Annotated in this window: 31 protein-coding genes and 1 pseudogene; 10 read left to right on the top strand and 22 right to left on the bottom strand. The window is 64.7% G+C overall.

The genetic code is table 11. The features are described from left to right. A pseudogene (locus CH289_RS28730) lies at window positions 1–176 on the top strand (pyridine nucleotide-disulfide oxidoreductase); the annotation flags it as partial. Between the two features lie 54 nt (window positions 177–230). Here the strand turns inward: CH289_RS28730 and CH289_RS13205 are convergent. After that, window positions 231–1109, bottom strand: coding sequence for an SMP-30/gluconolactonase/LRE family protein (locus CH289_RS13205; protein ID WP_094712803.1), 879 nt, complete (start codon window positions 1107–1109; stop codon window positions 231–233). Between the two features lie 46 nt (window positions 1110–1155). Between CH289_RS13205 and CH289_RS13200 the strand changes: the two genes are divergently transcribed. After that, window positions 1156–1902 carry an amidohydrolase family protein gene (locus tag CH289_RS13200; protein WP_019667926.1) on the top strand — a complete coding sequence of 249 codons (747 nt, stop codon included), beginning with the start codon at window positions 1156–1158 and terminating at the stop codon, window positions 1900–1902. On the opposite strand, the gene CH289_RS13195 is transcribed toward CH289_RS13200, so the two are convergent. Both CH289_RS13195 and purT read right to left on the bottom strand, forming a co-directional pair. Next, entirely contained in the window at window positions 1895–2377 is a 483-nt protein-coding gene (locus tag CH289_RS13195) for a DUF456 domain-containing protein (protein ID WP_170949296.1), read from the bottom strand. The two genes, CH289_RS13200 and CH289_RS13195, sit on opposite strands and share 8 nt — an antisense overlap. Next, window positions 2374–3582, bottom strand: coding sequence for a formate-dependent phosphoribosylglycinamide formyltransferase (purT, locus tag CH289_RS13190; protein ID WP_094728027.1), 1209 nt, complete (start codon window positions 3580–3582; stop codon window positions 2374–2376). Before purT ends, CH289_RS13195 begins: the two co-directional genes overlap by 4 nt. Window positions 3583–3671: 89 nt before the next feature. Between purT and CH289_RS13185 the strand changes: the two genes are divergently transcribed. Then, a complete protein-coding gene (locus CH289_RS13185; RefSeq protein ID WP_094728026.1) occupies window positions 3672–4748 on the top strand; it encodes a CaiB/BaiF CoA transferase family protein in 1077 nt (358 codons plus the stop codon). A gap of 3 nt (window positions 4749–4751) precedes the next feature. Here the strand turns inward: CH289_RS13185 and yczR are convergent, their stop codons facing one another. Continuing rightward, a complete protein-coding gene (gene yczR / locus CH289_RS13180) occupies window positions 4752–6227 on the bottom strand; it encodes a MocR-like transcription factor YczR (protein ID WP_094728025.1) in 1476 nt (491 codons plus the stop codon). Between the two features lie 60 nt (window positions 6228–6287). Between yczR and CH289_RS13175 the strand changes: the two genes are divergently transcribed. Continuing rightward, window positions 6288–6806, top strand: coding sequence for a methylated-DNA--[protein]-cysteine S-methyltransferase (locus tag CH289_RS13175; RefSeq protein WP_094728024.1), 519 nt, complete (start codon window positions 6288–6290; stop codon window positions 6804–6806). A gap of 164 nt (window positions 6807–6970) precedes the next feature. Here the strand turns inward: CH289_RS13175 and CH289_RS13170 are convergent, their stop codons facing one another. From CH289_RS13170 to CH289_RS13135, 8 genes are all read right to left on the bottom strand, one after another. Further along, the gene (locus CH289_RS13170) at window positions 6971–7411 is read right to left on the bottom strand and encodes an LGFP repeat-containing protein (RefSeq protein WP_019667920.1); all 441 of its coding nucleotides are present in this window, start codon (window positions 7409–7411) and stop codon (window positions 6971–6973) included. Window positions 7412–7510: 99 nt separating this feature from the next. Continuing rightward, window positions 7511–9058, bottom strand: a complete 1548-nt coding sequence (locus CH289_RS13165) for a signal peptidase I (protein WP_231383931.1) — start codon at window positions 9056–9058, stop codon at window positions 7511–7513. Then, window positions 9059–9643, bottom strand: coding sequence for a SipW-dependent-type signal peptide-containing protein (locus CH289_RS13160; RefSeq protein WP_094728023.1), 585 nt, complete (start codon window positions 9641–9643; stop codon window positions 9059–9061). Then, window positions 9643–10140 (bottom strand): hypothetical protein, encoded by a 498-nt coding sequence (locus CH289_RS13155; RefSeq protein WP_094728022.1) that lies wholly within the window; start codon window positions 10138–10140, stop codon window positions 9643–9645. The genes CH289_RS13160 and CH289_RS13155 overlap by 1 nt, the downstream gene beginning before the upstream one ends. After that, on the bottom strand, window positions 10137–10733 hold the full coding sequence (locus CH289_RS13150; protein ID WP_094728021.1) for a signal peptidase I: 597 nt from the start codon (window positions 10731–10733) through the stop codon (window positions 10137–10139). Before CH289_RS13150 ends, CH289_RS13155 begins: the two co-directional genes overlap by 4 nt. After that, complete coding sequence (locus CH289_RS13145; protein ID WP_094627990.1) at window positions 10730–11284, bottom strand: hypothetical protein; 555 nt, start codon at window positions 11282–11284, stop codon at window positions 10730–10732. The genes CH289_RS13150 and CH289_RS13145 overlap by 4 nt, the downstream gene beginning before the upstream one ends. Before the next feature lie 10 nt (window positions 11285–11294). Further along, a complete protein-coding gene (locus CH289_RS13140) occupies window positions 11295–11846 on the bottom strand; it encodes an alternate-type signal peptide domain-containing protein (protein WP_020113358.1) in 552 nt (183 codons plus the stop codon). Window positions 11847–12251: 405 nt separating this feature from the next. Further along, window positions 12252–13544 (bottom strand): adenylosuccinate synthase, encoded by a 1293-nt coding sequence (locus tag CH289_RS13135; protein ID WP_019667913.1) that lies wholly within the window; start codon window positions 13542–13544, stop codon window positions 12252–12254. A gap of 179 nt (window positions 13545–13723) precedes the next feature. On the opposite strand from CH289_RS13135, the gene CH289_RS13130 reads away from it, so the two are divergent. Next, window positions 13724–14389, top strand: a complete 666-nt coding sequence (locus CH289_RS13130; RefSeq protein WP_026348269.1) for a hypothetical protein — start codon at window positions 13724–13726, stop codon at window positions 14387–14389. Continuing rightward, window positions 14386–15159, top strand: a complete 774-nt coding sequence (locus tag CH289_RS13125; RefSeq protein ID WP_026348268.1) for a site-2 protease family protein — start codon at window positions 14386–14388, stop codon at window positions 15157–15159. Before CH289_RS13130 ends, CH289_RS13125 begins: the two co-directional genes overlap by 4 nt. On the opposite strand, the gene CH289_RS13120 is transcribed toward CH289_RS13125, so the two are convergent. Together CH289_RS13120 and CH289_RS13115 are read right to left on the bottom strand one after the other, a co-directional pair. Continuing rightward, entirely contained in the window at window positions 15140–15610 is a 471-nt protein-coding gene (locus tag CH289_RS13120; RefSeq protein WP_094728020.1) for a winged helix-turn-helix transcriptional regulator, read from the bottom strand. The genes CH289_RS13125 and CH289_RS13120 overlap by 20 nt on opposite strands. 34 nt (window positions 15611–15644) lie before the next feature. Beyond that, window positions 15645–16586 carry a helix-turn-helix transcriptional regulator gene (locus CH289_RS13115; RefSeq protein ID WP_094728019.1) on the bottom strand — a complete coding sequence of 314 codons (942 nt, stop codon included), beginning with the start codon at window positions 16584–16586 and terminating at the stop codon, window positions 15645–15647. 53 nt (window positions 16587–16639) lie between these two features. On the opposite strand from CH289_RS13115, the gene CH289_RS13110 reads away from it, so the two are divergent. Next, window positions 16640–17107: a pyridoxamine 5'-phosphate oxidase family protein gene (locus tag CH289_RS13110; RefSeq protein ID WP_026348267.1), complete on the top strand. Its 468-nt coding sequence runs from the start codon at window positions 16640–16642 to the stop codon at window positions 17105–17107. Here CH289_RS13110 and CH289_RS13105 read toward each other — a convergent pair. The 3 genes from CH289_RS13105 to CH289_RS13095 form a co-directional block, all read right to left on the bottom strand. Next, window positions 17097–18023, bottom strand: coding sequence for a cation diffusion facilitator family transporter (locus CH289_RS13105; protein WP_019667907.1), 927 nt, complete (start codon window positions 18021–18023; stop codon window positions 17097–17099). The two genes, CH289_RS13110 and CH289_RS13105, sit on opposite strands and share 11 nt — an antisense overlap. Before the next feature lie 71 nt (window positions 18024–18094). Continuing rightward, complete coding sequence (locus tag CH289_RS13100) at window positions 18095–19165, bottom strand: FUSC family protein (protein WP_026348266.1); 1071 nt, start codon at window positions 19163–19165, stop codon at window positions 18095–18097. 76 nt (window positions 19166–19241) lie between these two features. After that, window positions 19242–19658, bottom strand: coding sequence for a DUF3151 domain-containing protein (locus CH289_RS13095; RefSeq protein WP_026348265.1), 417 nt, complete (start codon window positions 19656–19658; stop codon window positions 19242–19244). Window positions 19659–19823: 165 nt separating this feature from the next. On the opposite strand from CH289_RS13095, the gene CH289_RS13090 reads away from it, so the two are divergent. Beyond that, window positions 19824–20618: an Rv0361 family membrane protein gene (locus tag CH289_RS13090; protein WP_094728018.1), complete on the top strand. Its 795-nt coding sequence runs from the start codon at window positions 19824–19826 to the stop codon at window positions 20616–20618. Between the two features lie 86 nt (window positions 20619–20704). Here the strand turns inward: CH289_RS13090 and fbaA are convergent, their stop codons facing one another. After that, window positions 20705–21745, bottom strand: a complete 1041-nt coding sequence (gene fbaA / locus CH289_RS13085) for a class II fructose-bisphosphate aldolase (RefSeq protein WP_019667903.1) — start codon at window positions 21743–21745, stop codon at window positions 20705–20707. Between the two features lie 170 nt (window positions 21746–21915). Between fbaA and CH289_RS13080 the strand changes: the two genes are divergently transcribed. Beyond that, window positions 21916–22659, top strand: coding sequence for a VTT domain-containing protein (locus CH289_RS13080; protein WP_020113352.1), 744 nt, complete (start codon window positions 21916–21918; stop codon window positions 22657–22659). A 30-nt stretch (window positions 22660–22689) separates the two neighbouring features. Then, window positions 22690–23340 carry a DedA family protein gene (locus CH289_RS13075; RefSeq protein ID WP_020113351.1) on the top strand — a complete coding sequence of 217 codons (651 nt, stop codon included), beginning with the start codon at window positions 22690–22692 and terminating at the stop codon, window positions 23338–23340. Window position 23341: 1 nt separating this feature from the next. Here the strand turns inward: CH289_RS13075 and CH289_RS13070 are convergent, their stop codons facing one another. From CH289_RS13070 to CH289_RS13055, 4 genes are all read right to left on the bottom strand, one after another. Further along, window positions 23342–24115 carry a trans-aconitate 2-methyltransferase gene (locus CH289_RS13070; RefSeq protein ID WP_094728017.1) on the bottom strand — a complete coding sequence of 258 codons (774 nt, stop codon included), beginning with the start codon at window positions 24113–24115 and terminating at the stop codon, window positions 23342–23344. Window positions 24116–24129: 14 nt separating this feature from the next. Continuing rightward, window positions 24130–25242 carry a glycoside hydrolase family 76 protein gene (locus tag CH289_RS13065; RefSeq protein ID WP_026348263.1) on the bottom strand — a complete coding sequence of 371 codons (1113 nt, stop codon included), beginning with the start codon at window positions 25240–25242 and terminating at the stop codon, window positions 24130–24132. A gap of 43 nt (window positions 25243–25285) precedes the next feature. Further along, a complete protein-coding gene (locus CH289_RS13060; protein WP_020113349.1) occupies window positions 25286–25954 on the bottom strand; it encodes a TrmH family RNA methyltransferase in 669 nt (222 codons plus the stop codon). Further along, on the bottom strand, window positions 25951–26394 hold a 444-nt coding region (locus CH289_RS13055), incomplete at its 5' end, for a DUF6636 domain-containing protein (RefSeq protein WP_143545081.1). The genes CH289_RS13055 and CH289_RS13060, both read right to left, overlap by 4 nt.

Here is a 26394-nt window from a genome sequence, read left to right as displayed (position 1 = left end):
GGCAGGACGCGGTCACCACGTTCCTCGAAGACAAGAAGGTTCCCTTCACCACCTGGGACGGCTGGTACCGCCTCGACGCCCACGAACGCTCCCTCGGCGAGCCCGAAGGCCGCGAACGCGTCAAGGTCGTCGAACGCGAGGACATGCTCCGCGCTTCCGAGCCCGACAAGGCTTGATTCACGCGTGAGTAGGAAACGCACAGAGCGCTGTGCGTTTCCTACTCACAGCGGCTAGACCCGCACCGCCAGAAGTTTCCCCTCCGTCTCGACCTTGCGCTGGTGCTCGTTGAAGTCCGGAGCCGCACAGACGTACAGCGTTCGGCCGTCGTCACCACCGAGGCCGCACGCGAACACCCCGGTGTCGAATTCGAGCTGATCGACGATTCCCTTGCCCGGCACCACGTGCACAACTCGCTGACCCAGCGCGTCGGCCACCCACAACGATCCGTCGGTATCCATCGCGCAGCCGTCGGACGCCACGGACAGCTGCCCCAGCGCGGACTCCATCGACGTCACGTCCGGCAGCTCCGCGAACTTCACCCAGTCGCGCCGCTCCCCCAACGAACCGTCCGGGTGCACCGCGAAGACACTGATGCGGTTGCCGACCGTCTCGTCGACCACCAGCTCCCCGTCGGGCGTCAGACCCATCCCGTTCGGGAAATAGAGATCCTTCGCCACGACGTGCACCGAACCGTCGGGATCGACGCGCAATAGATCGGCCGTGTCCGGCGTCGCCAGGTTCATCAGATCGAACCCGAAATTGCCGACGTAGGCGCGTCCTCGGTCGTCGACGAGCATGTCGTTGAGGTTCGCCTTCACGTACGACGACAGATCTGCGTGCACGACGAGCGAACCGTCGTCCTCACGCCGGAGCAACTTCTGATCTCGCATCGAGACGACGAGCAATCGGCCGTCCGGCAACCACCCGAGTCCCGACGGTTGCTGCGGCACCTCGGCCTCGACGCGAACGTCCGACCCGTCACCGCGAGCGGACACCACCCGCTGGCTGTAGAAGTCGGACACCCAGATTCGGCCGTCTCGCCAGCGCGGACACTCGAGGAAGGTGTACCCGTCGAGGACGATTTCTGCTTCAGCTCTCATGTTTCGCATTCAAACACCGGCGCGGGTCCCCGGGTGCCGAAATCGCATTGCTGGCATGCTGTCCCTTGTGTTCGACGCCCACCGATACATCCTCGACCCGCGATTCCCGCTGGTCGAGAATCAGGGATACCCACCGGAGCCGTACACCATCGAGGATTACGACCGCGATACCGACGGCCTCGGAATCACCGGCGGCGCGGTCATCAGTTCGTCGTTCCACACCACCGACCAGGCGTACCTGGTGGCCGCGTTGGACGCGCTCGGGCCCAGCTGGGTAGGCGTCGCCCAGCTCGATCCCGATACGTCCGACGACGAGATCGTCGAACTCGATCGAGCCGGCGTCCGCGCCATCAGGCTCAACTTCAAACGAGGCGCGACGGACGTCCAGACGCTCACCGCCCAAGCCCGCAGAGCCCACGAACTGGTCGGCTGGCACGCGGAACTGTACGTCGAGGCCTCGATGCTGCTCTCGCTCGAACCGATCCTGTCCAAGCTTCCCGCGGTGAGCATCGACCATCTCGGCATGTCCGCGCAGGGCCTGCCCTACCTGCTCGACCTCGTCGAGCGTGGCGTCCGCGTGAAAGCCTCCGCCTTCGGCCGAGTCGACATGGACATCGTCGATGCCATGAGGAAAATCCACGCCGTCGACCCTGCCGCCCTGATGTTCGGGACCGATCTACCGGGCACCCGAGCGCCCCGACGGTTCCTGGAAACCGACATCGACCTCGTCGCCGAAGCCGTGGGAGGCGACCTTCCCGCGGTCCTCGGCGGCAACGCGCGGGCCTGGTACCGGGTCAAATGAAGATCGCCGCTCCGAGCCACACACCGGCCGCGAGGAGTGCACCGAACAGTTCGACGAGGATGGACAGCCCCGCAGCCTTGGTGGCATGGACCGTGGATCTCCACGCCTGACCGTGATTGCGGTGCCGGGGAAGTTCCGCGACATACGTGCCGAGGACGAACCCGACGAACAAGCCGACGACGGGAATGACGAAGAACCCGACGATGCCGACGAGACCGCCGACCACCAGCGAACGCGTCGGGATGCCTGCGTCCTTCATCTTTCGACCCGGCCAGGTGTATTTCACGACGCCACTGGCGACCAGCAGAACCGTCGCGATTCCCAGGACCACCCAGGCCGCGGCGCCACCGGTCACGAACGCCCACACCGCAATTGCCGCGAAGATCAGAATCACGCCGGGCAGAATCGGCACGACGATCCCGACCAACCCCACGAGGATCGCCAGAGCGACCAGCACCTCCCCCCAGGCACTCACGTGACGGGACGAATCTTGCCTGCAGCCTCGGTTGCCCGCGCGCGAGCCGAATCGATGTCGGACGCCGTCGACACCGCAACGCCCATCCGTCGACGCACGAAGCTCTCCGGCTTGCCGAACAACCGAACATCGGTCTCCGGTACGGCCAAGGCGTCGGCGACACCCTCGAACGCGATGCCCTCCGCGTCGACGCCGCCGTAGACGACCGCCGACGCACCCGGCGAGACGAGCGTGGTGTCCACCGGGAGTCCGAGGATGGCACGGGCGTGCAGTTCGAACTCCGAGAACCGTTGCGTACGAAGCGTGACCAACCCTGTGTCGTGTGGACGGGGGCTGACCTCGGAGAAGTAGACGTTGTCGCCCTGAACGAACAGTTCGACGCCGAACAGGCCTCGCCCTCCGAGAGCAGTGGTGATCTTGTCCGCCACGTCCTTCGCCGCAGCGAGCGCACCGTCCGACATCGGTTGCGGCTGCCACGATTCGACGTAGTCACCGGATTCCTGACGGTGCCCGATGGCCTCGCAGAAATCCGTTCCCGCCGTCGACCTGATGGTGAGAAGTGTTATCTCGTAATCGAAGTCGACGAATCCCTCGACGATGACACGACCGAGGTCGACGCGTCCGCCCTTCAACGCGTAGTCCCATGCCGCCGCGACGTCCTCAGGTCCTCGGACAACCGACTGTCCCTTGCCCGACGAGGACATCACCGGCTTGATCACGGCTGGATAGCCGATGGAGTCCAGGGAGCTGCGAACGTCCTCGAGCGAGTCGGCGAACGCATAGGGCGACGTCGGAAGTCCCAACTCCTCGGCCGCGAGCCGCCTGATCCCCTCGCGGTTCATGGTCAGCTGCGTCGCCCGGGCCGTCGGAATGACGACACTCCTGCCTCGACTCTCGACCTCGGCGAGCGCGTCGGTCGCGATGGCCTCGATCTCGGGAACGACGAAGTCCGGTTGCTGAGCGTCGATCAATGCCAGGAGCTGTTCGGGGTCGCTCATGTCGATCGTGAAGGCGTGATGAGCAACTTGATGGCCCGGCGCGTTGTCGTATCTGTCGACGGCGATGACCTCGACGCCCAAGCGCTGAAACGCGATGATCACCTCCTTGCCCAACTCGCCCGCGCCGAGGAGCATCACTCGCGTGGCTCCCGGGGTCAGAGGTGTGCCGATCCGGACTGCTTCGTCTCCTGCGCTCACGCCGCTCATTATCCACGGCCTCGGGGTTCCCTCGCGCCTCCAGTCACGCTAAGTTAACCTCGATTCGCTTATTTCATACTGATCGGAACGAGGAATACGTGTCGAGTACCGGTGGACCGCTGACAGGACTTCGAGTCGTCGAACTTGCAGGAATCGGGCCCGGCCCCCATGCCGCCCTGCTGCTGGCCGACCTGGGAGCCGAGGTCGTGCGCGTTCAACGCGCCGGCCAGATCTCGGAGCACGATCAGCAACTGCGCAGCCGCACCCTCGTCGAGGCCAACCTCAAGGACCCGGCCGACGTCGAGAGAATTCTGCGACTGATCGAACGTGCGGACGTCCTCATCGAAGGATTCCGACCGGGCGTGACCGAGCGCCTCGGACTCGGCCCCGACGTCGCGCTGGAACGCAACCCCAAGCTCGTCTACGGCCGCATGACCGGATGGGGACAGGACGGACCGTGGGCGTCCGCGGCGGGCCACGACATCAACTACATCTCCGTGACGGGCGTACTGCACGCCATCGGACGCACGGGTGAGCGTCCAGTACCACCGCTGAACATGGTCGGCGATTTCGGCGGCGGATCGATGTTCCTGATCTTCGGCATCCTCGCCGCACTGTTCGAGCGTCAGACCTCGGGCAAGGGCCAGGTGGTCGACGCCGCGATGGTCGACGGGACCGCAGCGCTGTCGCACATGATCTGGGGCCTACGCGGTGTCGGCGCCTGGTCGGACGAGCGCGGCGTCAACATGCTCGACACCGGCTGGCCCTACTACGACACCTACGAAACCGCCGACGGCAAGCACATGGCCGTCGGCGCACTCGAGCCGCAGTTCTTCGCCGAGCTGCTCCGTCTGCTCGAACTCGACCCAGCCACCACACCGGGCCAGGGCGACCGCGACCGCTGGCCCGAGATGCGTGAGATCTTCACGCGGGTGTTCAAGACCAAGACGCGCGACGAGTGGGCCGCCATCTTCGACGGCACCGACGCCTGCGTCTCGCCGATCCTCACGTTCGGCGAAGCATCGGACCACAAGCATCTGGCCGCGCGCGAAACTCTGATCGAGGTCGACGGCATCACCCAGCACCGGCCGGCGCCCCGCTTCTCCCGCACTCCCAACGGAATCCCCACCGCACCCGCATCGACTGCGGTCGATCCGGACACCCTCTGGCTGTGAGTATCAGAAGACGAGCGCGGGCTCTCGGTCGTCCGCGCTCGGCGCCAGGGCAGCGTAAGCACCGGCGGTCGCGACGACGGCCGCGGTGATCTCCGCGGGCTCCCGGGCGTACGGCAGACGGAGGAATCGCTCGAACGCACCCTCCACTCCGAACCGGGGGCCCGCCGCGAGGACGGCGCCGAACGTCGGCGCCGTCGCGGCGAGTGCACTCGACACGGGCGTCGGGATCTGCAACCACAACGACATCCCGCCCGTCGACCGTCGGTACGTCCAGTCCGGAAGGTGCTCCGCAAGAGCGGATTCCAGCACGCCCCGACGCTCGCGTAATTGCTCACGTCGCGTGTCGAGAATCGCATCCGCGTCCTGCAACAGGAACCCGGCGGCAAGCTGATCCATGACGGACGTGCCCAGATCGTGCGCAGCTCGCGATCCCGCAAGCCTGCTGATCAACGACGGATTGGCTCGGATCCATCCGATACGCAGCCCACCCCAGTACGATTTCGACGCCGAACCGATCGTCACCACATCCGTGCCCGACACACGCCCGAACGACGCGACGGGCGGCGGCGGAGGCGTATCCAGCCACAGATCGACCATGGTCTCGTCGACTATCAACGTCATCGACGTGTCCCTGGCGATCTTGGCGAGCTCGGCGCGACCGTCGGCGGGAAGGCAACGGCCCGTCGGATTGTGGAAATCCGGAATCATGTAGGCAACCTTGGATGCGGTCTGCCGTGCAGCACTGCGGATTCCGTCGAGATCCCAGGGCTCCCCGTCCGGCCTGATCGGAACCGGGACCGGGCGAGCGCCGACGCGCCTGATCGCCTCCAGCGCATTGGGGTATGTCGGGTGATCGATCAGTACCCGATCCCCCGGTGACGTGAGAGTGCCCAGCAACAACCGAACTGCCTGCTGCGCACCGGAAGTGACCATGATCTGATCCGGGGTCGTCGGCAACCCGCGCTCGACGAACCGTCGGGCAATGGATTCACGCAGCACCGCAAGCCCGATCGGTTCCATACCGTGGTTGGACAGATAGGCCGGAAGTGCCTGCAGCGCAGAGTTGTACGCGTGCAGCATGGCGTCCGTCGGCGCTGCCATCGCCGCATGGGACATATCGATGACCGGCCCGGTCGAGCGAGACTGCACCAACAACCCGTTGGGCTTGGCCATGTCCGGCAGTGCGACTGTGCTGCGGGCACCCTGTTTGCTGATCAGATAGCCCTCTTCACGCAGCACGGCATAGGACGACGTGATCGTCGTACGGCTCAGGTCGAGCGCGGACGACAGATCGCGCTCGCTCGGCAACCCCACTCCCAGCGGAATCCGGCCGTCGTGGATGAGCAGCCTGATCCCGTCGGCCAAGGCCCGGTACGTGGGGCGGGACGTGCGCTTGCGACCGGACGCGTCCTCGGCTTCGGTTCGCCACCGTCCCAGATCGCGCGCCATCGAAGTTGCGTTGAGTACCCGTATCGCCATTTCCCGATCCTACTGGCCTTTGGATCGAAGTCCAGTTCGAACGCAGTCCATACTGGACGCATGCCGTACTCGCTGTTCGACACGTCCCTCGGACGGTGCGGCCTGGCCTGGAACGCCGACGGCGTCACCACCGTCGCCCTGCCCGAGTCCAAGGACCGCTTGATCGACTACCTGACCGGCTTCGACGCCCTCCCCGGCGACCCGGACGGCGTCGCCACCGTAGCCATCGAGGGCATCACGGCACTGCTCGACGGCGGGGACCCCGCCCTGTCGGCCATTCCGGTCGTTCTCGACGTCTCCGACTTCGACAACGCCGTCTACGACGTCACCCGCGCGATCCCCCGAGGTTCCACAATGACGTACGGCGCTGTTGCTGCGCGGCTGGGCCATCCGGGCGCTGCGCAGGCAGTCGGCGGTGCGCTCGGCCGCAACCCGGTGCCGGTGATCATCCCGTGCCACCGAGTCCTCGGCGCAGGCCGAGAGGTCGGCGGCTTCTCGGCTCCCGGAGGACCGTCGACGAAGCAAAGAATCCTTGCCATCGAAGGCATTCCCGGCTTCGGGGAGCCGACGCTGTTCTAGTCGACGACGCGCGAGAGATGAATGCGAAACTAAATTCACTCGAGTGAATTACCCATTTGTCAGTACATTATACGAATGGTCGCCGAGTGAAATAAAAGCAATAGTCGCCTGCCGAAACAAACCGTAATTCCAGTTTATGTGCGCCTATTCCGACGTGCGGTATTTCAAGCGGAAATTGGTTCGGTCCCGGAAGGTACCTCGACCGCGGACACGCTCTCCGCCTCGGGTCCGGGAACCCTGACGTCGTCTTCACGCGTGCCACCGATGGTGAAAGCTCCCGTCTCCGGCATCCACCCGATGGAGCCACGCTCGAACAAGCTGTAGCGACCGTAGCCGGTAGGGGTCGGCTTCTCGTTGCTGATCGGGTACCCCAGAGCACCGTACGGACCCCCGTGCGCCAGGTACCACGCGAGAATCTCGCCGTGAACCTCGTGCGCCCCACCCTCCGGAAGTGCGAACACCGTGGCCTTGGCGAACTCCATCATGCCCCCGCCGCTCGGTCCGAGCATGAATTCCCCGACGGCCTCGCCGATCCACGGATGTTCATAGGCGAAGCGGTCGAATTGGTACCCGAAGACATCTAGACCATTGTACGAAGTGGACATCGACCGACCTTCCGTCGCTTTACCTGGCGCCCATTGTCCGCCCACTTCGCTGATAAAGCACGTCAATTAGCAAATATATGTTTCGACTCTTTTTCGGCGTCAGTTCAACAGAGCCGAAATCTCGGCCGGAACTTCTCCCGACGCCGGATCGACGACAGTGCGACTCCACCCTCCGCCGGTTCCGTCCAGTCGAACCAACTGGCTCGGTCCGAGGAGCCACAGCTGGTCACCCGACGCCCAGGCCACTCCATAGCCGTACTCCGAGCTCGACGAGATCGGACCGCTGTACTGCATGTCGCCTGACGAGTCCGTGATCTGCAACGTCGGCGAGCCGTCGACACTCACCACCTTCGCCACCGCCGAGCCCGACGGGGAGGACTGGGGTGAGATCAGGTCAGCCGGGGGTGCCGCGGTGGTCGTCGTTGTCGTCACCGGGGCAGGTGGGGGTTCCACAGCTGCCGGTGGCGGTTCCGTCGTTGTCGTGGTGGGTGGCGTCGTTGTAGTGGCGGGTGGCGTCGTCGTCGTGGCGGGCGGGGTTGTCGTGGTGGCTTGCTGCTCCGTCGTGGTCGCAGGCGCCGTCGTCGACGCCGGGGCAGGTGTTGTTGTCGTGGGCGCAGCCTGGGGCGCGAGCCTGGGAGCTGCACCGGCGGGACCGACCGCGACGCACGCGGTGAGCAAGGCTGTGATGTAGTTGATTCCTCTGCTACCAGTCGGCGCTGACCGGACGCCGTTGTAGGTTGCCCTGAGAGTAAAGGTGCGGGTGCCGATCATCAGCAGCGACAGGAGTTGCGCGGCGCTCCACGTTCGTGTGGTTCCGGGGGCGGGAGGCAGGACGACAGGGTTTGTCACACCGGCCGGCGCAGGCGTGAAACTCAGTTCATAGCCAAGGGCCGGATTGTTCTGCCAGCTGAGTTGAGCACCACCCGAGTCATCGCACCTGAATCCTGTCGGTATCGGAACAACGGATTGGAAATTCCCACTCGTTGCGATCGAAGTATCGGTCAACGGAGCAGCCAGTGCCACAGGAGGATTCGTCGACGACAAAGCCACGGCCCCGAGCGTTGCGAGGACCACCAGTCCCGATGTCGGCAGTCGACTGTGCCGCCCATGCGGCTCCTCATCGGTTTCCGACGGAGATACCCGACGCGGCCGAAACGCGACCATCAACAGAACGCCGACAAGAACACCGCCTGCAAAGACCGCAACAGGTCCGCTCAGCCACGTCACCGCGTAGCCGAGCTTGGGGACGCTGAAAAGGACCCGTCCCGCTTCCGACACGACGTAGGGCTCGGCGTCGGGTTCCGCGTTGTCGTCGCCCTTCAAATAGAGCTCGACGCTGTCGCTTCCGACGGCTCCGATTTCGATGACTCGGTGCGTGATTCCGTTGCCCGCCGCGTTGGTCACGTTGACGATGTCACCCACTTGAATGTCGACCGCGGGCGTGGTCTTACTCAGCGCGAGTGCACCCGTCTCGATGGCCGGTGACATCGAGCCGGATCGGAAGACCAGCGGCGTAATCCCGAACACAACCGCAGCCAGCGCAACCAAAACACACAGCAACCCGGCCAGTGCGCCGACGGTCAGCGCGATCTCGCGCACCCACCTTCGGTTCGAGTGCGCGCGTGAACGTACTGCGTTGGTACTCATCTAGGTCGACGTCGCCACGAGTGAGTAGGTGATGGTTCCGGTCGCGGGAGTCGCCGGGGCCGTGGCGGTCGACGGCATTGTCACCCTGATGCAGAGTTGGTCGGTTCCACCGGCTGGGATGGGCCGATTCACGCCGGGGAAAGGCTTCGACGGAAACAACCCGGACACCGTACTGACCGCGGGCCCAGAGCAGTCCGAGTTCCCGTACACGAAACTTTCCAGCAAACCGCCCAGACCTGTGTTGGTCGCTGCCACGGAAAGCGTGTAGTTGAACGGCACCGTCCCGGAGTTCCGCACGAGTAGCGGCGCGGTGACTGTATTGCCCGGGGCAATCGCGGTATTGGTGAGGGCTGTTGCGAATGCAGGTGGATTGTTGTCGACCGCAGGGTTGCCGATCTTGATGTCGATCGTGCCTGTCGTGAACGTCCCCGAGGTAGCTGTCGACGTATCCGACCATGCCGCAAGGGTTCCTACGGCACCCAGCCCGAGAACGATACCGATGGACATGATGGCGCGAGCCCGAGCGCTGATCAGCGCCGAGATGATCCGGCGAAGGACCCCCAGGTTCTGCTTGTGACTCGCCATCACGAGTACGCCCCTTCCTGATTCTCCGAAACACAAATCACGCTGTCTCCGTTGTCCCACCGCACCACCAGGTCGACAAACGCTCGGGAATTCTGGGTCGCATTGCCCGCGTTCACTGTCATGTCGACGGTGGCACCGATCCGACGTTTCTCATGTGCGCCGATCAGTACGGTTCCGCAACCCGACCGGTACTCCGTCCCATCGATCGACACCGTCAGCGATTCGCCGAACTCTCTGCTGTCGGCGACGAGCTTCAGTTGGATTCGACCATCGTCGTCGGTGTCGTTGAAGACATGGAATACAGCATCGCGACTGTCACCGGGGACCCATCGAATCTCGTTGTCGAAGAGCGGACTCGGCAACGTCGGTCCCCACGTCTCGCCGTCGTAGCTGTACCCGACGGTCTGCACTGGCCGCGCGGAACCTGTTCCGAGCAACACTACGATTGCCAGTCCCGTCACCAGGACAGCGCACGGAACGGCGACGTTCGAATTCACGACGCCTCCCTCCGCTTCTTCCGGTGATCGAGACCCGCGCCGACGAACATGAACACTGCATAACCTGCGAGCCCGATCACTATGACGGTCACCGTGATTCGGCGCTGTTCACCGTTCAGCCAATTGTTGACGTACCCCATGTAGGGCACGGAATACCAGACCTTGCCTCGTATCTGGCCGAACTGCACGGGGTTCTCGTCATCGGACCCGTTGTTGTCTCCACGCGTGATGTACGTCGTGACACCGCCACCGGACTGCTGAGTCGCCACGATTCTGTGCGTCACCACATCGGGTTCATTGGAACGGATTTGGTACGTGATTGCCGTTCCGACAGCGAGCTCGGAACGGTCGACAGGCTTGATCACGACCAATGACCCCGGCGGATACGTGGGTTTCATCGATGTCGTGAGGATGGTGTACGGCGTCGCCCCCGACACACGCGGAACGACCACGGTGACAGCCAGAACGAACAGCATCGCGGCCAGCAACGTGTACGACACGATTCGACTCACCCACCACCACACCCCGGTGCGCTCGTCCCCGTTCATCTCGGACGGGACAACGGGAATCACGTCGGTGTCTTCGGTGCTCATGTCTGATCCGCTCGGAACGAGAATTTCACGGTCGAGGACTGACTCTTCGGCGGGTCGATACCTACGGACACCCGAAAACACCAGACCTCCGCCGCTCCGGGGGCAAGCAAACGTGCGGCGGGTGCCATCGGAGCCTGCGCCCCAGCGGCATTGCCGGTGTACAGCTGAGTGGCGCCGGTTGGAGCGGTCGTCGGCGGGCAATCCGCCGCCGCCCCGACCAGGCTTGCCGTCAACGTCAGCGGCACCGTTCCGGTGACCGTTGTGCTCTGGAGTCGGTAGTCGAAGGGAACGTTTCCCGCATTCTTGATCGACAACGATGCCTGCGAAAACCCGTTCGGACCGAGATTCGTCCCGCCGAGTGCGGCGAGCACATAATCGTTCACCTCTGCCCCTGCGGGTCCGACCTTGATGTCCAAGGTCCCGGAGTTGATGGTTCCACCGCTCACGATGGCGTCGTCACGCCACAGCGCGCCCGTCGTCTGTGCTGATCCGAAAACCACCACAACGACGGACGCGGCTGCGAGTGCCCAGTATCGGCCGTGCTTGATCACTTCGCAGAGATCAGGGACGTACCTGGTCGAGCGTCAGCGTGAAGGAATCCAGGTCGACCGACTCGTTCTGCGCAACCAAACCAGCCGTGTCTGGGTCGAATTCGATCCGAACCTCGACGCTGATGGTCTGTGGCGACGCCGTCAGCGGCAGCGGAACGGCCGATCCATTGGGTAGGTCGGTGCCACCATTGACCGAGACGGTCGCGCCGGCCAGTGCGGCGGCGAGAGCGGGATCACCGGTCACTTCCGTGAAGTCCGCAGTAATCGTCGCCCGGAGGTTGGGTCCTGCCCAGTTCACCACGTAGTCCGAGGAGTATTCCAGAACGTCACCCGGCACGATCAAGAACCCAGCTGGGCTAGGCCCGATGACGACGTTGGGTGTTACCGACGTCTCGGTCCACAGAGCAGTCCCCGCGACCGGTTCGAAGTTCAGTTCACCAGAGTTGATTTCTCCACCCGCGACTTCGGCATCGTCCTGCCACAGTGCGAAGGATCCCAAACCGCCGAGCAGCAAGACAGCTGCCGCCCCCGCGGCTATGGCGCCTTTGGTTGCCTTGTTCATTCGTTTCTCTCTTCGTGTGGGCCCAATGGAAGGCCAGTGAGGGACCCGGCGTTCTTCGGGTCGAGTCGGCCGGTGCCGGCCCGCGCACCTGGTGCGACGTCCATTGTTTCGCAAGGACCACGCGGTCTGTTACCCCTGCGAATGTAAAAGTCCGAAGGTCTTTTTACTGGACTTTTACCTAACCGACAGTTACACCGACACGGTCGATGTAAAGCGTCGATTCATTCGATCGCAGCACAGAAAGAGCCGAGGCAGTCAGCTAAGAGGGTCAGACGGAGGATCTACGGTCGCGTATACGCAAAGATAACGACCGACAAGTATCTTTCGATACGCGTCGGCCGAAACCAGGCCACGAGACGAGAAAGGCCCCGCAACGCGAACGCTACGGGGCCTTTGTCGAACGAATCAGGAGTTCAGAATGTCCCGACGAACGATGGTCTGGTCACGGCCGGGGCCGACGCCGATGCAGGACATGTGGGCGCCGGAGAGCTCTTCGAGCCTGAGCACGTAGTTCTGTGCGTTCACCGGAAGGTCCTCGAAGGTGCGCGCTCCGGAGATGTCCTCCCACCAGCCTGGCATCTCTTCGTAGATCGGCTTGGCGTGGTGGAAGCCGGTCTGCGTCATCGGCATCTCGTCATGACGGACTCCGTCGACGTCGTAGGCGACGCAGATCGGGACGGTATCGAGGCTGGAGAGCACGTCGAGTTTGGTGAGGAAGTAATCGGTGATGCCGTTGACACGGGTCGCGTAGCGGGCGATGACCGCGTCGAACCACCCTGTCCGACGCGCACGCCCGGTGGTGACGCCGACCTCGCCGCCTTGCTTCGCGAGGTATTCGCCGGAGTTGTCGAAAAGCTCGGTCGGGAAGGGACCCGACCCGACGCGCGTCGTGTAGGCCTTGAGGATGCCGAGGACGGTGGTGATCTTGTTGGGTCCGATGCCGGAGCCGACTGCCGCGCCGCCCGCCGTCGGGTTGGACGACGTCACGTACGGATAGGTGCCGTGGTCGACGTCGAGCAGAGTGCCCTGCGATCCCTCCAGAAGCACGGTCTCACCGCGTTCGAGAGCGAGGTTCAGCTCGAGCCGCGTGTCCGCGATACGGTGCTTGAACTTCTCCGCCTGCCCGAGGACCTCGTCGACGACCTGCTGCGGGTCGAGAGCGCGTCGGTTGTAGATCTTGGAGAGCACCTGATTCTTGAATTCCAGTGCAGCTTCGACCTTCTGGGTCAGGATCTTCTCGTCCAGCACATCCGCTGCACGGACGCCGACGCGTGCGAACTTGTCCTGGTAGCAGGGTCCGATTCCGCGACCGGTGGTGCCGATCTTCTTGGCTCCGAGGAAGCGCTCGGTGACCTTGTCGATGGCCACGTGGTACGGCATGATCAGGTGCGCATCGGCGCTGAGCAGCAGGCCTGACGTGTCCACGTTGCGCTCTTCGAGCCCGGCCAGCTCGGTCAGCAGAACGCCCGGGTCGACGACGACTCCGTTTCCGATGATGTTCTTGACTCCCGGAGTCAGAATGCCCGACGGGATCAGGTGGAGCGCGAACTTGTCCCCGTTGGGGAGCACGACGGTGTGGCCCGCGTTGTTGCCACCCTGGTACCGAACCACCCACTGGAGTTGTTCGCCGAACAGATCGGTTGCTTTGCCTTTGCCCTCGTCGCCCCACTGGGCGCCGATCAGGACTATCGCCGGCATGTGCTCTCCTGGTGTCTCTTCTGTGCAAAAACTAGCTGTGTAATTGACGTGCGGGAGGTTGCTTCCAGGTGTGGAGGCAGGCCGGGGGGTCAGTCTAGCCGAGGCAGTGTGGCACCGGTCATGGCGCTACGGTGGAGACCGAGCACCAGGCCACAACCACAGAACTGCACGGGAGCACAGTGACACCGTTCGTCCTGCACTGCGGAAACCCTCCGCTGCCGATCTCGCTGACGGATGTGCCACTGACGTCGGCGTCGGAGATTCCCACCAACGACGAGTGCGACGCCCTCCTGGCCGACGCCGCCGGGTCACCTGGCCCGCGGGTCATCGTCCTCGGCGGCGACGCGTCCCTCGCGGCCGTGTTGACGAGGTTGATGCGTACCGATCGCCTCGACGTCGAAGTCGCGTTCGTTCCCGAGTCGGCGACGGCCGCGGGGCATGTCTACCGCCTCGGAACGGGGTCGCGGGCCGCGAAGGTTGCCATGACGGGCACGGCGTCGCCGACCCCGCTGATCCGTGACGACGCAGGCAAGGCCGTGGTCGGCCGGGCCGTCGTACACGGTACTTCCGGGCGTTCGCTCGAAGGTGAGGCCTACGTCGACGACACGAAGTTGTTCTCCGGCACGGCGCATGCCGTCGAGATCGTCCCGACGCCGAATATGCCCGGGCTCAAGGCCCGCGTCACCGGGGGCCGACGCCTGCTTCCGCATCGGTGGGCCCACGGCCGCGCCATGCAGCTCGGAGCGTACGCGGCGAGTCTGACTCGCGACGGCGTGCCCGGCGACCGAGAAGTGAAGCGATCGACGTTCTATCGCCATCACGTGGAGTGGTTGCTGGTCCGGTGAGCATCCCCCTGCGGCGTCGACGCGTACGCCCGAGCCCGGTCTTCCTGGCCGTGGTGGCTGCTGCGGTGGTCGGCGGTGTCGTTGCGTGGACTGCACAATCGCCAGCCGACGTCTCGGCACGGATAGGGGTGTTCGTCCTCGTCCTGGCCGGGTGGATCGTGACGGTGTGCCTGCACGAGTTCGGTCACGCCTACACCGCGTTCCGGGCCGGTGATCGCGAGGTCGAGCTGCGCGGTTACCTGACGCTGAACCCGCTGAAGTACAGCCATCCGCTGCTGTCGATCGTGCTGCCGGTGGTGTTCATCGCGATCGGCGGAATCGGTCTTCCCGGCGGCGCGGTGTATCTCCGCACCGGAATGTTCGAGCCGAGGATCCAGCGCAGGATCGCTCTTGCCGGGCCCTGTGCGAATCTTGTGTCCGCCGTGGTTCTGCTGGTCGTGATTCGCGTCTGGGGAACGGGTTCGGATCATCGCGCGTTCTGGTGGGGCTTGAGCTTCTTGGCGTTTCTGCAGGTCATGGCCACGGTGCTGAATCTTCTTCCGGTTCCCGGTCTCGACGGCTACGCCGCGATCGAGAACAACCTGTCCCACGACACCCGCCGAGCGCTGGCCAACTTCAAGCCGTACGGCATTCTGATCCTCGTCGCATTCCTGTTCGTGCCCCAGGTCAACATCGTGTTCTTCGACGCCATCTACTGGATGTTCGGACTTTCCGGAGTCCCCGACATCTATGCGCAGTACGGCAACTACCTCATGCGGTTCTGGCTCTGACTTCCAGATCGTCCGCAGCCACCGCCCGTCCGTCGGTGCTCCTGACCTCCACCTGAACCCGGCCGTTGCCGTCCGTCACCACCAACGGTCCACGGCCGGACTGCAGGTGTTTGTCTCCCCACTGCATCAGTCCGAGCACGACGGGCAGCAGATCGTCACCCATTTCGGTCAGCAGGTACTCGTACCGTGTCCGCTGGCCCGGATCTCGGTAGGGCGACTTCAAGAACAGTCCGGCCTCCGTCAGTTCTTTCAACCTCGCCGACGCCACCGCCTCGGTGATCCCGACGCGTGAAGCGAACTGATCGAATCGTGTTGCCCCGTAATACGCCTCACGCAGAATGAGAACGGCCGAGCGTGTGCCCACGACACCCATTGCCTTGTCGATCGAGCAGTGATTCGCCGTCCACGAATCACGGTCGGCGAGGGGGCCCGACAATGTCATCGCTGTCATGCCCCGAGACTACCCTGACTTCGGTCGAATGCAGTCAGGAGTTTCGCGACGCCATCTCCGACGCCACCCGGTGCAGCGCCCGCCGCAGCGCCGCCGGTTCCAGCACTTCGACGCCACCTCCCAGCGTCGTCAACTGCCCCAGGGCGACGTCGAACGTCTCGAGCCGCAGATCGACGGTCGTCCACCCGTCGACGTCGGCGCCAGGGAGTGCCGGAGTTGCTTCACGACCGACGACAGCAGGGAGAATGCGAACAGCATTCGCGGACAACCTGACTCGACAATCGAAGGTCAGCAGTGCCCGATCGAACTTCGACGCCGATTCCGCCCACCATCGAGCGAGATCGAAGCCGTCGGGCCTGGCCACCGGTTCCGTCCGCGTCCGAGCACCCTCGGCTCGGTCGACACGATACGACAGGACGGCGTCTCCCCGGGCGGCGACGAGGTACCAGACGCCCGCCTTGGCCACCAGTCCCAGCGGGGCGACGGTGCGCGTCGAGCCGCGATAATCGAGATCGAGCTGCCGACCCGCCAACACAGCCGCGCTGATCACCTTCAGATGCGGCGACGGTTCGACGTCGGTGAACCAGCCCGGGGCGTCGACGTGCAACCGCTCACGCCACATCTGGGCGCCGGCGCGCAACGGCAATGGGAGCGCACCCAGCAGCTTGGTCTCGGCCGCAGCCGTGACGTCGGCCAGCCCCAGATCTGCAGCCACGGACGGCACGCCGAGCAACATCAACGCCGAGGTCTCGACACCGGACATGCCGGACAGCTTCGACTGCCATCCGTCCAGGAGCCGCACTCCCCCGCCCGGTCCGGACTCGGTCCAGAGCGGGACCCCGGCGTCGAGCAACGCGGCTATGTCGCGGTAGATGGTGCGCACCGACACTCCTGCTTCGTCGGCCAGCGCCTGTGCGGTCGTCGCACGGCCGTGTTGGAGGGACAGCATCAACTGCAGCAGCCGCGAGGAACGCACACCGCCGATATTACTGACAGAAGGTGTCAGTGATGCGACTGCATACTGCTGGCATGACGACATGGAAAGACTTCGAGTCCGCGGCACCCGCCCTGGCGAACGGGGTGGCGGCACGGTTCTCCGCCAACAAGCACCATGTGCTCGCAACGCTTCGACAGGACGGGTCTCCGCGGGTCAGCGGGACAGAAGTGGAATTCGCCGACGGCGGCGTGCTGCGCCTGGGGTCGATGCTCAACGCACTCAAAGCCAGAGATCTGCAACGGGATCCACGCTTCGCCCTGCACAGCAACCCCGGCCACCATTCGATGGAAGGCGGCGACGCGAAAATCGCGGGCACAGCCGTCGAACTCACCGACCCCGATGCACTGCAGAAGATCTTCGACGCAGCACCACCGGAACTGACGCCCTACAACGTCTTCGATCTCGACATCACCGAGGTGGTGCTGACCTCACTCGTCGACGATCACATGCAGATCGAGCTGTGGCGACCGGGAAGCCCGGTGAAGACGTTCACCAAGTGAGTTCGTTCTTGCACGCGGATCCTTGGGAGGACGGCTCGACCTGCACGGTCGCGTGGTCCAGACCGTAGGCCGCGAGCACCGTTTTGGCGCGATCCAGCAGAACCGGGCCGGAGCCGTCGCATTCGAGGTGCACGGTCGCGACGTCCATACCCGTGGTGAGGGTCCAGACGTGCAGATCGTGCACACCGACCACGCCGGGTAGGGCAGCAAGATCGGCTTCGACGGCCTCGACGTCGACGTGACCCGGGCTCGCCTGAGTCAGGATGCGCAGCGCGGAGCCCGCCAGCTTGATGGCCCGCGGAATCACCCACAGCGAAATCAGGACACCGACCACGATGTCCGCCCACGTCCATCCGAACACCACCATCACCAGGCCTGCGACGAGGACACCGACGCTGCCCACAGCGTCGGCGAGCACCTCCATGTAGGCACCGCGCACGGCGATGCTGTCCTTCGCGTCGCCGCGAATCAGCACCATGACGACCAGATTGGCGACCAGACCTGCGGCCGCGGTGACGATCAGCGCAAGACCGGGGATCTCCGGCGCGTCGCCGATTCGATCGATCGCCTCGTACATGATGAACGCGGCGACACCGAGGAGCAGAACAGCATTGGCGATGGCCGTCAGGACTTCCGCACGATGCCAGCCGAACGTGCGTGCAGCGGCGGCACTTCCCTTACGGGCCAGAAGGAGGGCCACGAGACCCATCGACATTCCGAGAACATCGGTGAGCATGTGGCCGGCGTCGGCCAGCAAGCCCAGGGAGTCGATGATCAACGCGACCGTCGCCTCGAGGATCAAGAAGACCACGAGAATGGCCAGTGCAATCACCATGTTGCGGATCCGCTTGGTGGACGGTCCGGCCGTTCCACCTGAGGCCGGTATGCCGTGACTGTGCCCGTGCCCCGCGCCCATCACTTCCCCTTCCGTCGATGCCGACCTCACCATATGCGTACATACGCATATGTGCAATGGTCTCGACATGGTCAGAACAGGTCCGGCGTGACCTCCGGTTTCGCGACGGTAGGCGGAAGCGTCGCCAGCGCAGAAATACGTTTCAGACCCGCAACCTGGAGGAAATCGACGATGATCGACCGCAACTGCGCGAGCACCACCGTTGCCGACAGGCCCGCATCGGAGATCAACTCGGGCTTCGCGCCCGCAGCCACCGCGCGCAGAACCCTCGCCGCTTCCGCGGCATCCGGCTGACGGCCCGGATCTGCCAGCACCATCCGGCGCAACACATCCGTTGCCTGAGCCAGCTTCTCCACCTCGTCGACGACCCGAGGATCGAGAATCTCGTCGTCCCGCACCAGCGTCAACGAGCGACGCGCCAACACACGAATGTTGCGAATCGCGTTGTCGATCGGATCGGCCGTCTTCTCCAGACCCGCCAACCTGTTCCGATGACCCCAATACAACGGAGAGATCCGCGCGATCTCCCGACCACCCTTCAGGTTCGTGCGCAACGCATCGATGTCCGACTGGGTGGCGCGAGCCTTCTTCAAAGCCTCCTCGATGGGCTTCGGATCGTTGGCCACCAACCCGTCGGCCACCTTCTGCAACACATCCGACGCGATACCGAGCACCCGCGCCGCGTCCTTACGCGCCCGCCACACCGGATGCGTCGGAATGAGCGCCACGATCGCGATGCCCACCAGACCACCGGTCAATGCGTCGACCATTCGGTCGATCCCACCCGAATCGCCAGGAGGAATGAGCGTCGCGACCAACACAGCCGACGAACCCGCCTGCATCGCGATGATCGGACCACCGTCGAGGAACACCGCCGTCGACATCGCGAGCGCAACCACCAGCGCGATCTGCCACGGCCCACTGCCGATCGCCGAAATGATCAGGTCACCGACACCGATCCCGACCGTGACACCGACCACCAACTCAGCGGACCGGCGCATTCGCGCGCCCAACGACACACCGAGCGACACGACAGCAGCGATCGGCGCGAAGAACGGATGAGCATGACCGACGATGTCCGTCGCGACGAACCACGCGACACCCGCCGCCAGCGCACACTGAACGATCGGCAACAACGACAGCTGCAACCTCGCCCGGCCCGCCCTCACACGGGCCCTACCCCGCCGAGCCGTCGGACGTAGCGTCGTTACAGCAGGATCAGCCGAGCCCGAGAGCTTCCGCAGCCTTGGGATCACTGTCTTCGAGGAGGTCGAGGCACCGCGCGTACTCGTCGTTCTCGCCGATCTCACGCGCAGCCTTCGCGAGAACAGCGACGCAGCGGAGGAATCCTCGGTTGGGCTCATGGCTGTACGGGACCGGCCCGAATCCCTTCCATCCGTTGCGGCGGAGCTGATCGAGCCCGCGGTGATACCCCGTGCGCGCATAGGCGTACGCAGTGATGGTCTGACCCGCGTCCAACGACGCCTCGGCCAAATATGCCCAGGCGATCGACGCCGTCGGATTCTCCGCCGCGACCTTCGCCGGATCCTCGTGGTTGAGCAGTGCGGACTCTGCCTCGTCGTCGCCGGGCAGAAGCGTCGGCTGCGGTCCGAGCAAGTCACCGAATGAAGTCATGGGGACCATTGTGCCCTCCACGCAATGCTCCTGTGCCCTCCACCCGGTGGTCCCGCGTCCAGCGCTCTCGAGCCCGACACTCGCCTCGCCTGCAACCGGCCACCCACCCTCGGCCACTAGGCTTTCGTTTTCGAAAGAGTCGAAGAATGAAGTAGGGAGCACCAGGTGTCGGAGAAGGACGAAACGAAGTCGGAACCCGACACGTCGGACAGCACACCCACCCCGCCGAAACTCCCCGACGCCACGCCTCAGGACAAGGACGCCACGCCTCAGGACAAGAAAGACGCCGAGGCTTCCCAACCCGACGCGTCGGAGGCCGAGACGACCGCGATTCCTGCCGTCGAGCCACCTGTCAGGCCTGCGCCGCGACCCCACGCTGTACCGCAGCGCATTCCGGCTCGCGGGGAGGTCCCCCGCCCGGCTCAGCAACCCGCCGGACCGTCGGCGGCGCGTCCGACGCCCCAGCCCGTACCTCAGCAGACCGGTCCTCGTCCGCAGCCTTCTGGTCGCTCCGCAGGCTCCGCTCCGGCGCGGAAGACGAGCAAGCGCTGGCTGGGCGCCCTGGCCGCTGCCGTCGTCGTGATCGTCGCAGTCGGTGCCGCCGCGTTCTTCTATCTGGCGCGTGACGGCGGCGAGAATTCGCCGGAGGCGCAGATCAGAACATCGGTCACGTCGTTCACCGAGGCGTTGGCGAGCGGGGACCTGGCGACGCTGAGATCGTCGTCGTGCGGGGACCTGGCGACGTACTACCGGGACATCCCGGATGCGGAGTTCGCGGACGTGCACCGCGTCGCCGTCGAACAGGGGAACGTGCCGGTGATGGAAGGCATCGATGCCGTTCAGATCACCGGAGACACTGCAATCGCGCAGATCATCGCGTACACCGAAGCGAATCCGAACGAGCGGTCACCGCGGACGTTCGATCTGCGGCTGGAAGACGAAACCTGGAAGGTCTGCTGACCCTCGTGTGAGTTGAAATGTAGGCCCTGGCCTACCGGGAGCGGAGCCTGCGGAGTGACCCGCAGGCTCCGTTCCACTCGCGTGGGTCAGCCAGCGCTTACGCTGCGACCTGCGGATTTGAGGTCGTTGCACGCCTCGATGACACGGGCGGTCATACCGGCCTCGGCCTTCTTGAGGTAGCTACGCGGGTCGTAGGCCTTCTTGTTGCCGACCTCGCCGTCGACCTTCAGCACACCGTCGTAGTTGCTGAAGAAGTGTCCTGCGATGGGGCGGCTGAATGCGTACTGGGTGTCGGTGTCCACGTTCATCTTCACGACGCCGTAGTCCAGAGCCTCTTCGATCTCGCTTTTCGCCGAGCCCGATCCACCGTGGAACACGAAGTCGAACGGCTTGGAACCGGCAGCGAGGCCGAGCTTCTCCGACGCGACACGCTGGCCGTCGGCAAGGACGGACGGCTTCAGCTTCACGTTGCCGGGCTTGTACACGCCGTGCACGTTGCCGAACGTCGCGGCGAGCAGGTAGCGCGAACCCGCGTCGCCCGCACCGAGTGCCTCGACGGTCTTCAGGAAGTCCTCGTTGGAGGTGTAGAGCTTGTCGTTGATCTCGGCCTCGACGCCGTCCTCTTCACCGCCGACGACACCGATCTCGATTTCCAGGATGATGCGGGCAGCTGCTGCCTTGGCGAGCAGGTCCTTGGCGATCTCGAGGTTCTCGTCGATCGGGACTGCGGAACCGTCCCACATGTGCGACTGGAACAGCGGGTTGCGGCCTGCGTCGACGCGCTCCTGCGAGATGGCCAGCAGCGGACGGACGTAGGTGTCCAACTTGTCCTTGGGGCAGTGGTCGGTGTGCAGCGCGATCGTGACGTCGTACTTGGCTGCGACGACGTGAGCGAACTCGGCCAGCGCTACTGCACCGGTGACCATGTCCTTAACGCCGAGGCCGGAGCCGAACTCGGCACCACCGGTCGAGAACTGAATGATGCCGTCGCTTCCAGCGTCGGCGAAACCCTTGATTGCGGCGTTGATGGACTCGGAACCAACGCAGTTGATCGCTGGAAAGGCGAACTGGTGTTCCTTGGCCCGGCCAAGCATCTCGGCATAGACCTCGGGAGTTGCGATCGGCACGGCGTCATTCCTCCATGTGAAGAGATTGATTGTCCGTTGCAGTATGGCAAGCCTCCGGTGCGCCTGTCGCGGTACCCACCTGATCACTCCCGGCTCGAACGTGACTAATCGGACATCGCGCCGGTGGCAATTCACCAGCTGTTGTTCAGGTCGGCCCAGGTTCGGCCGGTATGGTGGGCGCCGTGAGTCTTCTTGCCGCCTCGGAATCTGTGACGACGAACCTGGCGCTCCTGCCGGGGTTTCTCGATCCAGTGAATTTGCTCAACTCGTTCGGCACCTGGGTGCTGGTCGGGTTGCTGCTCGTCGTCTTCATCGAATCGGGGCTGCTGTTTCCGCTACTCCCGGGTGACTCTCTCCTCTTCACCGCCGGCCTCATCGCCGCATCGAAGTCCGACGAGATCCCGCCGTTCGCGCCCATCGGCGTCCTGCTGATCACGATCCCGATCGCCGCCATCGCGGGCGACCAGGTCGGATACTTCATCGGACGCAAGGGTGGAGCTGCGCTGTTCAAGTCGAACGACGCGAAGTTCTTCAAGAAGAAGTACATCGACGAGTCGCACGCGTTCTTCGAGAAGCACGGCCCGATCACGATCATCCTGGCGCGCTTCGTCCCGATCGTGCGTACGTTCGCACCGGTGGTCGCAGGCGCCTCGCACATGAAGTACTCGATCTTCGTGACGTACAACGTCGTCGGCGGCATCCTGTGGGGCGCAGGCGTCACCATGCTCGGCTACCTGCTCGGACAGATCCAGTTCATCCGCGACAACGTCGACTACATCTTCCTGCTGATCGTCTTCGTCTCGGTTCTGCCCATCGTCATCGAGGTCGGCAAGCGCATGGTCCGAGCCCGCAAGACACCGCTCTCGGAGGCCGCAGACGCCATCGAGACCCAGCAGGACCGTCCGAGCGCTTAAAGTGCGGGTGTTGCAACCGTGATCGAGGCAATGGGTCAGTTCGGCCCACTGGAAACCGCAGGCCCGCTCGTGGTGTGGCTCGTGGTGGTGACCTTCGTCTTCATCGAATGCGCCGTCATCATCGGCTTGTTCCTTCCCGGTGACTCCATGCTCATCACCGCCGGAATCGTCATGGCCACCCATGCATCGGGCACCGGCCACATATGGGCGTTGTCCGTCGGCGCGATGATCGCGGCCATCGCAGGCAACCAGGTGGGGTACGTCATCGGGCACCGCACCGGTTCCACACTCGTCGCGCGCAAGAACGGCAAGTACCTCAACACCAAGAACCTGCACAAGGTGAACCTGCTGCTGGAGAAGCACGGTTTCTGGGCCGTGCTCGTCGCCCGCTGGATTCCCTGGGTGCGGACGCTCTGCCCGATGGTCGCGGGCGCAGCCAAGATGAACCATCGCCGCTACACGATCGCCAGCACGCTCGGCGCGATCATCTGGGCGCCGGTACTACTGCTGGCAGGGTTCTACTTCGGTAGCTTCCTCGACATGGTGCCGTGGCTGCTGCCCGCGGTCCTGATCGGGATGATCGTGCTCCTGGTCGTCGGCACCGGCGTCGGCATCTGGCAGTACCGCAAGGAGATGTCGAAGCCTTCCGAGACCATCGAGGTCGAAGAAGTCCTCGAGTAACTCAGTCCTTGCGGGCGACGACGAAGATGCGTCGGAACGGAAACAGCGTTCCCGACGCGGTCGACGGGTACGCGTCGCGCAGGAGGTCTCGATACTCATCGACGAACACCGGCCGGGTCTCGTCGTCGAGTGCATCCAGGACGGGCCGCAGGCCCGTTCCCGTCACCCACCGCAGCACCGGGTCCTCGCCCTGCAGAACGTGGACGTAGCTGGTCTCCCACGCGTCGACGGTCAATCCCGCGTCGAGCATCGCCGACGCGTACTGCTCGGCGGAGTCGACGCTGTCACCTCCGCGTAGAACGCCGCTCAGAGTCGACGCCCACTCGTCGGATTCCGCGAGGCGACGCATCAGGACGTGAGAGGGAGCGTCGAAGTTGCCCGGAACCTGGAAGGCAAGGGTGCTGGACGCGCCCAGTTGCGATGCCCACGTCGCCAGGAGCTCTCGGTGGTGAGGTACCCACTGCAGGGCCGCATTGGACACGACGACGTCCACGCCGGTCGCGTCGAAATCGGAGATGTCTCCTTGCCGGATGGTCACGCCGGCGGGCAGATCCGACGGTTGGTCGGCCACCATCTCGGCCGACGAGTCGAGTCCGGTGATGTGGGCCGTCGGCCACCGCTGCGCCAGCGTGGCGGTCTGTACGCCGGTCCCGCATCCGAGGTCGACGACGGTATCGGGTGATTCGTGTCTGATCCGAGCGACCAGTTCGTAGTACGGACGAGTCCGCTCGTCCGCGTAGTGCCCGTATATCGTCGGATTCCACGAAGTCCCCATAGCCAGTACCTTAGCTAACGAAAGCCTGCGTCCGCCACGGTGTACGCGGCCTCCATCAACATCCAGCCGCTCAGCTGCACCGCGAAATCGCGCTCCGGCACCGCCGACGAACGCACCGTTCCGCCGCTGAACTTCGCCACCGAATGCCCGGGCCCGGGAAGCGTGGCCTGCGATTCCCACGCTGCACCGAAGAGTGGATGATCCTCGACTTCCAGGCGGTTCTCCCAGGCCGCCTCCGCCGACGCGAGCACGATCGACGCGGCCAGTGCGCGGGTGGACCGATCGTCGTCGCTGTCGCCGGGCAAGGTTGTCGCGACCAGCGCCAGGTAGCGGGCCAGGATGCCGTCGAACAAACCGCCGTCGCCGCCTCCCCCGCCGACGATCACCAGGTCACGACACAGCCGATCGTCCACCGCCGTCACCAGCGCGTGCACCCGGGCACGATGACGCGGACCCCCCAGCCGCACCGCAAGTTCCGTTTCGATGCCCAGCACCACACCCTGGCAGTAGCTGTAGATCGCACGATCGAGCACGTCGCCGGTACGGATGCCGTCGAAGATCAGACCCGTCTCGGGATCCTTCAGCGTGACGTCCATCCAATCGGCCATGGCTTGCGCTCGCCACAACCGACCCGTCCGGGCCAGCAGAATCGAGGCGGGTCCGTTGGCCGGGGCGTTGTAGAAATCGTCGCCCCTGCGCCAGGGGATGCCGCCTCCTGCCTGCGGAGACCATGCGTCGAACAGCTCCATCTCGATCTTCTGGATCCCGACGCGGTTGCCGACGGCATGCAGCCGCTGAGCCCGCTCGAGAGCAAGCCCGAGCCAGGCCATGTCGTCGAAATAGTTGTTGGTCCAGCCGGTGATGTTTCGAATGCGGTGCGCACGAGCAATTTTGGTCACTCGGCGGCGCCTCTTGGCGGTGGGCTCGCGGCTCGCTGCATCGACCGCACAATCGAGCAGGTGCGCCTGCCACCAGTAATGCCACTTCAGGAACAGTCGCTCCCGCCGAACAGGCGGCCACGCCACGACGCCGAGCGCCGTACCGGGCAAGCCCCACAATCGACGCACGTGTCGCGCGACGACGGCCCCCTCCGCAGCGTCCGCGCGCTGCGCCCATAGCTCCTGCATGATCGGCAATCCTGCCACTTGCCCGGGGGCGAAGCACAAACAGTCAGGGCCAGGCTTGTGACAAGTCGGCATGACGCCGGATCCACGAGTGCATGGCGATTCCGGCGGCAACGCCCGCGTTGATGCTGCGAGTGGACCCGAACTGCGCGATGGATACCGTCATCGACGCGCCGTTGCGTGCATCCTCGGTCACCCCAGGCCCCTCCTGCCCGAACAGCAGCAGGCAATCCCTCGGAAGTTCCGCGGTCTCGATCGGCACCGAACCCGGCGTGTTGTCGACCGCGACGACCGTCAGACCCTCGGCGGCGGCGTAGGCGAGGAGGTCGTCGACGGTGTCGTGGTGGTGGATGTGCTGGTATCGATCGGTGACCATCGCGCCGCGCCTGTTCCAGCGGCGCCGCCCGACGATGTGAACCGCCTGCGCGGCAAACGCATTGGCGGTGCGCACGACCGTCCCGATGTTCGCGTCGTTGGCGAAGTTCTCGATTGCGACGTGCAGCGAATGACGCCTCGTGTCGATGTCGGCGACGATGGCCTCCCGCGTCCAGTAGCGGTAGGCGTCGACGACATTGCGCCGGTCACCTGCGTCGAGCAGCTCGGGATCGAACTGCGGTCCCGTCGGCCGGGGTTCGTCGTGGTGCTGTTCCCACGGTCCGACGCCGTTGGGGTTGTCTCCCCACTCGGTCGGACCTGGTACATCGATGTCGCTCAATAGATTTCGTTGCTGTCGGCGGCGATGCGGAAGCCGTGACCGGTCTCGTCGTTGGTGCACGAGATGCCGCCGGCCGTCGACTCGCAGGAGTACCCGTCGGCGTTGATGACCTGCCCGACTGCGAGCGGAGGATCGGTCGTCTCGCCGCCCGAGGTGTACACCGCACCACCGGAACACATGAACTCGGCCTCACCCTCGTTGGTGACCCGAATTCCGTTGCCCCAGCTGATCATGCAGTCCTCGGGCCGCGGAGGAACCGGCGACGTCGTGCCCTGGCAGCCCGCTTCGGTACGGCTGGCCAGCGTGACGATCCCGCACTGGAACAACCCGTCCGGCGAGGAGAAGTAGTACGCACCGTCGAGTGCCGCGTACGTCGTCTGCGGCGGCGCGGGCTCGGGTGCGGGGAGTGCTCGCCATGGCTGCCACTGTAACTGCTGCTC

The organism is Rhodococcus sp. RS1C4 (genome assembly GCF_002258225.1).
GTDB classification, from domain to species: domain Bacteria; phylum Actinomycetota; class Actinomycetes; order Mycobacteriales; family Mycobacteriaceae; genus Rhodococcoides; species Rhodococcoides fascians_E.
The sequence above is the reverse complement of the archived record's forward strand: the minus strand, read 5'-3'. Positions and strand labels throughout refer to the sequence as shown.

Bases quoted from the DNA above. Each gene is read 5' to 3' on its own strand.
- CH289_RS13205 (WP_094712803.1), bottom strand. From the start codon at position 1,109: ATGCGAAACATGAGAGCTGAAGCAGAAATCGTCCTCGACGGGTACACC.
- CH289_RS13200 (WP_019667926.1), top strand. From the start codon at position 1,156: ATGCTGTCCCTTGTGTTCGACGCCCACCGATACATCCTCGACCCGCGA.
- purT (WP_094728027.1), bottom strand. From the start codon at position 3,582: ATGAGCGGCGTGAGCGCAGGAGACGAAGCAGTCCGGATCGGCACACCT.
- yczR (WP_094728025.1), bottom strand. From the start codon at position 6,227: ATGGCGATACGGGTACTCAACGCAACTTCGATGGCGCGCGATCTGGGA.
- CH289_RS13175 (WP_094728024.1), top strand. From the start codon at position 6,288: ATGCCGTACTCGCTGTTCGACACGTCCCTCGGACGGTGCGGCCTGGCC.
- CH289_RS13170 (WP_019667920.1), bottom strand. From the start codon at position 7,411: ATGTCCACTTCGTACAATGGTCTAGATGTCTTCGGGTACCAATTCGAC.
- CH289_RS13165 (WP_231383931.1), bottom strand. From the start codon at position 9,058: ATGAGTACCAACGCAGTACGTTCACGCGCGCACTCGAACCGAAGGTGG.
- CH289_RS13160 (WP_094728023.1), bottom strand. From the start codon at position 9,643: ATGGCGAGTCACAAGCAGAACCTGGGGGTCCTTCGCCGGATCATCTCG.
- CH289_RS13150 (WP_094728021.1), bottom strand. From the start codon at position 10,733: ATGAGCACCGAAGACACCGACGTGATTCCCGTTGTCCCGTCCGAGATG.
- CH289_RS13140 (WP_020113358.1), bottom strand. From the start codon at position 11,846: ATGAACAAGGCAACCAAAGGCGCCATAGCCGCGGGGGCGGCAGCTGTC.
- CH289_RS13135 (WP_019667913.1), bottom strand. From the start codon at position 13,544: ATGCCGGCGATAGTCCTGATCGGCGCCCAGTGGGGCGACGAGGGCAAA.
- CH289_RS13120 (WP_094728020.1), bottom strand. From the start codon at position 15,610: ATGACAGCGATGACATTGTCGGGCCCCCTCGCCGACCGTGATTCGTGG.
- CH289_RS13110 (WP_026348267.1), top strand. From the start codon at position 16,640: ATGACGACATGGAAAGACTTCGAGTCCGCGGCACCCGCCCTGGCGAAC.
- CH289_RS13105 (WP_019667907.1), bottom strand. From the start codon at position 18,023: ATGGGCGCGGGGCACGGGCACAGTCACGGCATACCGGCCTCAGGTGGA.
- CH289_RS13095 (WP_026348265.1), bottom strand. From the start codon at position 19,658: ATGACTTCATTCGGTGACTTGCTCGGACCGCAGCCGACGCTTCTGCCC.
- CH289_RS13080 (WP_020113352.1), top strand. From the start codon at position 21,916: ATGGTGGGCGCCGTGAGTCTTCTTGCCGCCTCGGAATCTGTGACGACG.
- CH289_RS13075 (WP_020113351.1), top strand. From the start codon at position 22,690: ATGGGTCAGTTCGGCCCACTGGAAACCGCAGGCCCGCTCGTGGTGTGG.
- CH289_RS13070 (WP_094728017.1), bottom strand. From the start codon at position 24,115: ATGGGGACTTCGTGGAATCCGACGATATACGGGCACTACGCGGACGAG.
- CH289_RS13065 (WP_026348263.1), bottom strand. From the start codon at position 25,242: ATGCAGGAGCTATGGGCGCAGCGCGCGGACGCTGCGGAGGGGGCCGTC.